Below are 5,576 nucleotides of genomic sequence, written 5' to 3' on the forward strand. Positions count from 1 at the left end.
TTTGTTTAGTTTTCAAAGAACAATTTCTACATTTTTTTGTATCGCTCAAAAGCGACTCTCATAATGTATCATATCACCCAACTTAATGTCAACAACTTTTCGAAAAATAATTTTCAGTTGTAAACCCTCTCGTTGAGGACGAGATTTAATATATCATGATAAATAAATGATTGCAATATAATTTTTAATTTTTTTTTAGTTTAGCTTATCAAATCAAAAATGAAAACAAAGGACTTTCTCTTCTTCCCTTTATTAATGCATATAGTTTAGAATCATATTAAGTACCACGACCAAACAACTTTAGTATCGGAAGTGATGAGATGAGTACTACAGACGTTGATATATTGATTAAACTGGGAATCTCAGCGGTATTCGGACTTATTATTGGCCTCGAACGGGAACTTAAGCGTAAACCAGTAGGATTGAAAACAAGTCTTGTTATTTCTGTTGTAAGCTGTTTGCTAACAATAGTATCCATCCAATCTGCGTATATGTTTCCAAACACAAATGACGTGAGAATTACCATGGATCCACTAAGACTGGCGGCTCAAATTGTTTCAGGAATTGGTTTTTTAGGTGCAGGGGTTATTTTAAGAAGAGGAAATGACAGTATCTCAGGTTTAACAACAGCAGCTATGATTTGGGGGGCTGCAGGTATTGGAATTGCAGTAGGAGCCGGGTTTTACCTTGAAGCTTTTGTTGGAGTGGCTCTGCTAATTATAAGTGTTGAATTAGTACCATTTTTAATGAAACTATTTGGTCCAAAGCAATTGCGAGAAAAAGAAATCAATCTTCAACTATTTATAAGGGACCAAACGCAAATAGAAACAGCTATTTCTTTTTTAATGAATAAAAAGTATATTATCCGCAGGCTGCGAATTAAAGATTTGGATAACGGAGACCATTTAGTACAAATTTTAATGGCAGTAGATTATCGAGAAAAAACAACCGATGTTTATGCTGTAGTTTCTGAATTAGATGGGGTGCAAAAGGTGGAAATTGAAAGCATAAGTTAAAAAAATGACATATTCTTAAAATTTCCACTTGCAAGATTAATATCATACAGATATAATTTGTCTTGTACCACATACACGGGGGCTTAGCTCAGCTGGGAGAGCGCTTGCATGGCATGCAAGAGGTCGTCGGTTCGATCCCGATAGTCTCCATCTTAAAACCTTTGCACATGCAAAGGTTTTTTTATTTTACTCAAAAATGGTAAAAAATGACTATTTTTGTTATTACTCTTGCCTAGGTACTAGTCTTCTAACTATAATAGAAATGAAATTATAATTTTCAGAAAAATATTTTTCGAAAGGAGGAACTTTCAATCCATCCGCTTCACAGAGATTACCCTTAAGTGCTAGCATGCTTTATATGAAAGGGGGCTTCCCGTTGGAGGCACAAAAAACAAATGTAAATATTGAAAGCGATTACACGACAATTGTTCACTCAGCATCATTTCAAAAATTACTCTCCGAAAAGAAAAAGTTTATCATTCCCATCACGATTTTCTTCTTTTGCTTTTATTTTGCACTTCCTATTCTAACTTCCTATTCAACCATTTTAAATCATAAATTTATCGGCAGTATTACTTGGGCATGGGTATTTGCTTTCCTTCAATTTGTTATGACATGGGGATTATGTATGCTTTATTCCAGGAAAGCAGCTAAATTTGACAAATTAGCAGATGAAGTGCTCCAAGAAGGAGGAAAGAACGAATGAATACTCCTGCCTTTCTGATGTTTCTTGGTATTGTTTTCGTTACATTGATCATTACCTACTATGCTTCTAAGAAAACCAAAAATGCTAGTGAATTTTATACAGCAGGCGGAGGACTAACAGGATGGCAAAACGGAATGGCCATCGCCGGTGATTATATGTCTGCTGCCTCATTCCTTGGAATTGCAGGAGCTGTTGCATTAACTGGGTTTGACGGTTTTTTTTATAGCATTGGCTTCCTTGTTGCCTATTTAGTGGTTCTATATTTGGTGGCTGAGCCGCTAAGGAACCTCGGAAAATATACTTTTGCCGATATGATTGCAGCCCGCTTTGATGCCAAAAGGATACGCGGATTTGCAGCTATGAATACCATTGCCATTTCTATCTTTTATATGATTGCCCAGCTTGTCGGAGCAGGTGCCCTTATTAAATTATTATTAGGCTTAGACTACACCACTTCCGTTTTAATTGTTGGGGTCTTAATGACTGTTTATGTTATTTTTGGCGGAATGCATGCGACGAGCTGGGTTCAAATCATTAAAGCTATTCTATTAATGGGCGGTACCTTCTTAATCTCTATTATTGTTTTAGCGAAGTTTAATTGGAGTATCACGGATATGTTTGATCAAATGAAAACGGCCACACCTTTAAAAGAATCGTTTTTAAATCCTGGGGTTAAGTACAAAATAGGTCTTGATACCATTTCTTTAAATATGGGGTTGGTACTTGGCACAGCCGGACTCCCACATATTCTCGTCCGTTTCTTTACCGTTAAAGATGCAAAAACTGCCCGTTCTTCGGTCGTGTATGCAACGTGGATTATCGGAATCTTCTATGTAATGACGATTTTCCTCGGCTTCGGTGCTGCAGCCTTTGTGGGGAATTCTGAAATTGTTGCAGCAAATCCAGCTGGAAATATGGCCGCTCCACTTTTAGCAAAAGCAGTTGGTGGAAATATGATGTTTGCTTTTATTTCAGCCGTAGCGTTCGCAACGATCCTAGCCGTTGTAGCAGGACTTGTTTTAACAGCAGCATCAGCATTTGCCCATGATTTTTATAATGAAATTTTACGTAAAGGGAAAGCCACTGAAAAGCAGCAAGTCAGTATGGCACGCTGGGCTGCAATCGGTGTTTCTATCATCTCTATCATCCTTGCTCTAGGCGCACAAACCCTTAATGTGGCCTTCCTTGTTTCACTTGCATTTGCCGTTGCTGCAAGTGCAAACTTGCCGGTTATTATTTACACGATTTATTGGAAACGATTTAATACCACTGGGGCGATTTGGGCCATGGTAGCAGGTCTAATCTCAGCAGTAGGGTTAGTTTTAATCAGTCCGAATGTTTTCAGCCCTGAAGTAGGAAAAGCTATTTTTGTTGGCAATCCTATTTTCCCATACACTACACCTGGAATTGTTTCGATACCACTCGGATTTATTGCCGGGTATTTAGGGACCATCTTCTCAAGTCAAAAATCAGATGTGAAAAAGTTTGAGGAAGTACTTGTTAAATCCAATACTGGAATTGGTATTTGAGGAAAGTCAAAAAGGGACTGATCAATGTATCAGTCCCTTTGTTTTTAGCGGTTTCTGCTGCTCCTAGCAGTTGTTGGTCTTCCGCTTCCTCTATTAGACTTGCTCGAAGATGAAAAATTTGTCCGTTTCCCTCTGCTATCCTTCATTACACTAGTTTTTTTCGTGCTCTCTTTTTTAGCACCTCTGCTTGATCCATCAGACCTTCTGTCATTTCCATTTTTATTATCCCTATTACCGTCTTTTTGATCTTTCTTCTGCTTTTCTCTTCTAAGACCATGTGTTTTTGCTGGACGAGTGTGTCGCCTTTCTGAATTGCCCTCTTCAGATTTATTTTTTTCATTTGCTGGATTCCCATCGCTTTGTTTTGGGATGTTAATCGAAAGTTCCTTTTCAATTTGCTCAAGTGCTGGCCGGTCATCAGACGAATAGAATGTTACTGCCAGTCCAGTCATCCCTGCTCTTCCTGTCCTCCCGATCCGATGGACATAGCTCTCCGCATCTTCCGGGATGTCATAGTTAAAGACATGGGTAATTCCCTCAACATCCAAACCTCTTGCCGCGACATCCGTTGCAACCAACAATTGGATTTCGGCATCCCTAAAGCGTTTCATGACTCTTTCCCTTTTAGCTTGAGACAAGTCACCATGTAACTCATCACACGAAAAGCCATAGGCCTTTAGCGCGTCATACAATTTACTGACCCTTCGTTTCGTCCGGCAAAAAATAACGGCTAAGAAAGGGCGATGTGTTTCAATTAATTTGATGAGCGTTGCTTGTTTTGCCCTATCAGTTGTATGAAAAGCCAATTGTTTTACACTAATGGCAGGCCCCTGCGTTTTTTCAATTTGAATATAGTTGGGATTACGCATATGTTTTGCCGCTAATTTTCTTATTTCTGGCGGCATGGTAGCTGAGAATAACATAGTTTGTCTTGTAGCAGGTGTTTCCCTTATTATTTCCTCTACCTCGTTAAGAAAACCAATATGGAGCATCTGGTCTGCTTCATCTAATACAAGGAAATCTGTTTCACCTAAGCGTACAGTCTCTCTGCGAATATGATCTAACAGACGTCCAGGTGTTCCTACTACAATTTGCGGATGTCTTTTTAACTTTTTCAACTGTTTGTCTACATCTTGACCTCCGTAGACTGCTAAAACAGCTAATCCTTGAATATCGGCAATCATTTTTTCAATTTCTTCCGTTATTTGTAAGGCCAACTCCCTTGTTGGTGCGACGATTAGTGCTTGGACATGAGTAGCATCTCGATCTATTTTTTCGATAATGGGTAGGATAAAGGCAAAGGTTTTACCTGTTCCGGTTTGCGCTTGAGCAATTACATCGTCCCCCTTCATTACAAATGGAATGGCTTGTTGTTGTATCGGTGTTGGGACGGCGACACCATAAGTCCGCAAACGATCGGCAAGTTCTTTTGATATACCTAACGATATGAAATCTGACAAAAAATACCCCTACTTTCTAATTTACCTATTCATTAATAATGAGTGTTTATCGTGTTAATTGCAATTATACATATGTATTTTGAACAAAAGCTGTTGCCATTTCTATTTAAAAACTTTATAATTATCCATAATACCAACTTAATCAATCGGAATAATGTAAATTAAACACACAGGAGGGATTGGATGAATCAACAACAGTTTCTTATTATTCATGGGTTAGGCGGGAGCGGCCATGACCATTGGCAAACTTGGCTGGCAAATTCTTTAACGGACAAAAATTATCAAGTGAGTTATCCTACCTTTTCAACTTTTGATTCACCAAATCTAAACGTCTGGTTAGAGGAATTACAACTTGCTATTCAAAGATTCCCGGCAGATTCAGACCTTACCGTAATCACTCATAGTTTAGGCTGTCTCCTATGGCTTCATTATTCAGCAACACAGGACAAGAAGTTAGCTAAGCGTGTAATTCTCGTGGCGCCGCCATCTCCAACAATCACACTTACGGAAGCAGCATCCTTTTTTCCAGTACCATTAAACAGTAACCATTTGTCTAGAACAGCTGAGGAGATTTTATTTATCCATTCCAATAATGATCCTTATTGCAATATTGAAGATACGAAAATTTATTTAAATCTAGATCATCCTTCTATCGTAATACCCAATGCTGGTCATATTAATCCAGCATCAGGTTACGGAAAGTGGCCGTCAATCCTTGATTTGTCTCTTACAAACAAAATACCAATTCTAAATTAACGTAAGAAGTGATGTTCAACCATCACTTCTTTTTTTTACGCTTTAAAATAATGGTTGTATTAAAGGTTATGGTTGATTTTTAGCACGTTAATTGGAGCGGAAATCAACA

5 protein-coding genes and 1 tRNA gene are annotated in these 5,576 nt (G+C 38.3%); 5 read left to right on the forward strand and 1 reads right to left on the reverse strand.

Annotation, left to right across the window (positions count from 1 at the left end; all coding sequences use genetic code 11):
• The first annotated feature begins 320 nt into the window (after positions 1-320).
• The 4 genes from V7077_RS13050 to V7077_RS13065 all read left to right on the forward strand — a co-directional run bounded on the left by V7077_RS13050 (position 321) and on the right by V7077_RS13065 (position 3,251).
• Positions 321-1,016, forward strand: coding sequence for an MgtC/SapB family protein (locus tag V7077_RS13050; protein ID WP_335502165.1), 696 nt, complete (start codon positions 321-323; stop codon positions 1,014-1,016).
• Positions 1,017-1,093: 77 nt separating this feature from the next.
• Positions 1,094-1,166, forward strand: a tRNA-Ala gene (locus V7077_RS13055).
• A 208-nt stretch (positions 1,167-1,374) separates the two neighbouring features.
• A complete protein-coding gene (locus V7077_RS13060) occupies positions 1,375-1,722 on the forward strand; it encodes a DUF485 domain-containing protein (protein ID WP_420489647.1) in 348 nt (115 codons plus the stop codon).
• Positions 1,719-3,251: a solute symporter family protein gene (locus V7077_RS13065; RefSeq protein ID WP_335502168.1), complete on the forward strand. Its 1,533-nt coding sequence runs from the start codon at positions 1,719-1,721 to the stop codon at positions 3,249-3,251. Before V7077_RS13060 ends, V7077_RS13065 begins: the two co-directional genes overlap by 4 nt.
• A 44-nt stretch (positions 3,252-3,295) precedes the next feature.
• Here V7077_RS13065 and V7077_RS13070 read toward each other — a convergent pair whose 3' ends face one another.
• On the reverse strand, positions 3,296-4,711 hold the full coding sequence (locus V7077_RS13070; RefSeq protein WP_335502170.1) for a DEAD/DEAH box helicase: 1,416 nt from the start codon (positions 4,709-4,711) through the stop codon (positions 3,296-3,298).
• A 183-nt stretch (positions 4,712-4,894) separates the two neighbouring features.
• On the opposite strand from V7077_RS13070, the gene V7077_RS13075 reads away from it, so the two are divergent.
• The gene (locus tag V7077_RS13075; protein ID WP_335502172.1) at positions 4,895-5,467 is read left to right on the forward strand and encodes an RBBP9/YdeN family alpha/beta hydrolase; all 573 of its coding nucleotides are present in this window, start codon (positions 4,895-4,897) and stop codon (positions 5,465-5,467) included.
• Positions 5,468-5,576 lie beyond the last annotated feature (109 nt).

Origin of the sequence: Neobacillus vireti (assembly GCF_036962465.1) — a bacterium.
Classification (GTDB): Bacteria; Bacillota; Bacilli; order Bacillales; family Cytobacillaceae; genus Neobacillus; species Neobacillus vireti_B.

Bases quoted from the DNA above. Each gene is read 5' to 3' on its own strand.
- V7077_RS13050 (WP_335502165.1), top strand. From the start codon at position 321: ATGAGTACTACAGACGTTGATATATTGATTAAACTGGGAATCTCAGCG.
- V7077_RS13060 (WP_420489647.1), top strand. From the start codon at position 1,375: ATGAAAGGGGGCTTCCCGTTGGAGGCACAAAAAACAAATGTAAATATT.
- V7077_RS13065 (WP_335502168.1), top strand. From the start codon at position 1,719: ATGAATACTCCTGCCTTTCTGATGTTTCTTGGTATTGTTTTCGTTACA.
- V7077_RS13075 (WP_335502172.1), top strand. From the start codon at position 4,895: ATGAATCAACAACAGTTTCTTATTATTCATGGGTTAGGCGGGAGCGGC.